The organism is Herminiimonas sp. (assembly GCF_030645555.1).
Classification (GTDB): Bacteria; Pseudomonadota; Gammaproteobacteria; order Burkholderiales; family Burkholderiaceae_D; genus Oxalicibacterium.
Window position 1 is genome coordinate 1 of sequence record NZ_JAUSME010000164.1, and the last position, 3,288, is coordinate 3,288.

The following is a 3,288-nucleotide window of genomic DNA, read 5'->3' on the forward strand; positions in this document are numbered from 1 at the left end:
CTTGCCGGAAGCGTCTTTCAGATTTGCTTTCCATGCATCTTGCACCAGTTTGACAACCGGAGCAGGCATCGCGACATAATCCAGCTCGGTAGCCATTGCGCCACCGTTTTTGTAAGACCACTCAAAGAATTTCAAGACTTCCTTGGCGCGCTCAGCCGATGCTTGCGATTTGTGCATCAGGATGAACGATGCGCCGGTGATAGGCCAGCTGGCTTTGCCTGGCTGATTGGTCAGAACGACTTCCATGCCTGGAGTTTTTGCCCAGTCGGCACCTGCTGCTGCTGCCTTGAAGGTTTCATCGTCAGGTTGCACGAATTGGCCATCGCGGTTTTTAACCTGGGTGTGCGACATCTTGTTCTTTTTGGCGTAAGCGTATTCAACATAGCCGATAGAACCCTTGATGCGTTGTACGTTGGCTGCAACGCCTTCGTTACCTTTGCCGCCTACACCAGCTGGCCATTTAACTGCAGTACCTGCACCAACGGTTGCCTTGAAGTCAGCATTGGTTTTGGACAGGAAGTCGGTCCACAGGAAAGTGGTACCCGATCCATCCGAACGGTGCACGACAGTGATGTCTGCGTCAGGCAATTTTGCACCTGGGTTCAATGCTGTGATTTGCGCATCGTTCCATTTAAGGATCTTGCCGAGATAGATATTGGCGAGTACGTCAGGCGTCATTTTCAATTGACCTGGTGTTACACCGTCCAGATTCACGATAGGCACTACGCCGCCCATGATCGCAGGGAACTGGATCAAACCTTCTGTCTCCAGGTCTGCTGCCTTCAAAGGCATGTCGGATGCGCCGAAATCGACGGTCTTGGCCTTGATTTGCTTGATGCCGCCGCCGGAGCCTATGGATTGATAGTTCAAGCCATTGCCGGTTGCTGCTTTATAAGATTCAGCCCATTTCGAATAAATAGGATAAGGGAAAGTTGCACCAGCGCCGGTAATATCGGCAGCCACTGCGGACGAAAATGCCACTGCTGCACCTGCAGCGATTACAGCGGTTTTGACCAATTGATTCAATCGCATATCTGCTCCTTAGGGGTTAACTAATTAAGACAGATCGAACTCTAACTGACGATTATGACAGCTTTATGACTTCTAAAAAATCATGTCATAAACTTGATTAAACACAAAAAAGGCTGTCATTAAGTTGTCATAATGGATCACTACACTCGCGGGATCAACCATGGCCAAAGTCAAGAAAATGCACAAGAAAGTCGCAGTAGCAGCCATCCCGGCAGCCCCCCTATCCAAAAGTGCAATTTACCTGAACCGGGAATTATCGCAACTGGCATTCAACCGCCGCGTACTGGCACAAGCTGAAAATCCCGCCGTCCCGCTGCTCGAACGCCTCAAGTATCTATGTATAGTCAGCAACAATCTGGATGAATTGTTTGAAGTACGCATCGCCAGCATGTTGGCAAATGATCATCTGGATGGCGAGTCCACCCCATCGCCAGCATTGTCTGCCAACCTGTCCACCGCTGCCGCTGAATGCCACCAAATCGTCGAACGCCAATATCGCGTATTGAATGAAGATGTGTTGCCGCAACTGGCGCAGCAGGGCATCCATCTATTACGCGACCAGGACCGCAATGAGGCGCAAAAAGCCTGGGTCAAGGCTTATTTCGATCGTGAAGTGCGTCCTCTGCTGACGCCTATCGGCCTCGATCCTGCCCATCCATTCCCGCAAGTGGTCAACAAGAGTTTGAATTTCATCGTTGAACTGTCCGGCAAGGATGCCTTCGGCCGCGGCACTGCGATCGCCATCTTGAAGGCGCCGCGGGTCTTGCCGCGCGTCATACAGTTGCCGGCAGAGTTATCCAAGAATGGCGTCTCGTTCTGCCTGCTGTCTTCCGTCATCCACGCGCATATCAACGATATGTTCACCGGGCGCGATGTGCTCGCCTATTCACAGTTCCGCGTTACACGTAACAGCGACTTGTGGGTAGATGAAGAAGAAGTCAAGAATCTGCGCCAGGCCTTGCAGGGCGAACTACAGAGCCGCAATTTTGGCGTCGCAGTCCGGCTCGAAGTCGCGAAGAATTGCCCCGCGCATCTTTCGCAATTTCTGCTGGAACAATTTTCGATCGACAAGAACCGCCTGTACGCAGTCGATGGCCCGGTCAACATGGTGCGCCTGTCGGAATTGATCGATCACGTCACCAAGCCAGAATTACGCTTCCCGCCCTACTCGCCTATGTATCCGGCCAAACTGGCGAATACCGATCTGTTCAGCACCATAGGCAAGCATGACGTGCTGTTGCACCATCCCTTCCAGTCCTTCCAGCCTGTGCTCGACTTCATCCGCAGTGCCGCCAACGATCCGGATGTCGTAGCCATCAAGCAGACGATATATCGTACCGGCATGAATTCCGACTTGATGGAATCGCTGATCATCGCAGCCCAGCGCGGCAAGGAAGTCACCGTCATCGTCGAACTGATGGCGCGCTTCGATGAAGAAGCCAACATCAACTGGGCCGATCGGCTCGAGCGCGCCGGCGCACAGGTCGTCTATGGCGTGGTCGGACTGAAGACCCACGCAAAAATGGCCCTGGTCATACGCCGCGAAGAAGCCGGCTTGCGTTACTACGCACATCTGGGCACCGGCAACTATCACCCCAGCACCACCAAGTTTTATACAGACTTCGGCTTGCTGACGGCCAATCCGGCGCTTGCAACCGAGGTCAATGAAGTCTTCATCCATCTGACCAGCCTGACCAAATCGAAAAAGCTCGATCATCTGTGGCTGGCGCCGTTCGCGCTGCAAAAGGAATTCATCAAGGCCATACGCAACGAAGCGAAGATCGCGCGCATGGGCCGACCCGGCCGCATCATCGCCAAGATGAATGCCTTGCTGGATGAATCGGTGATCCGCGCCCTGTATGCCGCTTCGGCCGATGGCGTGAAGATAGACTTGATCGTGCGCGGCGCCTGCGCCTTGCGTCCGGGCGTGGCTGGCCTGTCGGAAAACATCCGCGTGCGCTCTATCGTCGGCCGCTTTCTCGAACACAGCCGCATCTTTTATTTCCGCAACGACCTAGCGCACGACGTCTACCTGTCGAGTGCAGACTGGATGAACCGCAACCTGTTCCGCCGCATAGAAGTCGCCTTCCCTATACTCGATCCGGCACTGAAAAAACGCGTGATTGCAGAGGGCTTGAATCCCTATCTGAAGGACAATATGAACGCCTGGGAACTCGATCCCAACGGTGTTTACCAGAAGCGCAAACCGCGCGGTAAATCAGCCGCGTTCAGCGCACAACAACATTTGATGGAAGT

At 53.6% G+C, this 3,288-nt stretch carries 2 protein-coding genes; one reads left to right on the forward strand and one right to left on the reverse strand.

The features are described 5' to 3' along the window. Nucleotides 1-1,032, reverse strand: a 1,032-nt coding sequence (gene pstS / locus Q7T06_RS06585; RefSeq protein ID WP_304782225.1) for a phosphate ABC transporter substrate-binding protein PstS, incomplete at its 3' end; no start/stop codon positions are given. A 178-nt stretch (nt 1,033-1,210) separates the two neighbouring features. Here pstS and ppk1 point away from each other — a divergent pair. Then, a partial coding sequence (gene ppk1, locus Q7T06_RS06590; protein ID WP_304782228.1) for a polyphosphate kinase 1 occupies nt 1,211-3,288 on the forward strand: 2,078 nt, incomplete at its 3' end.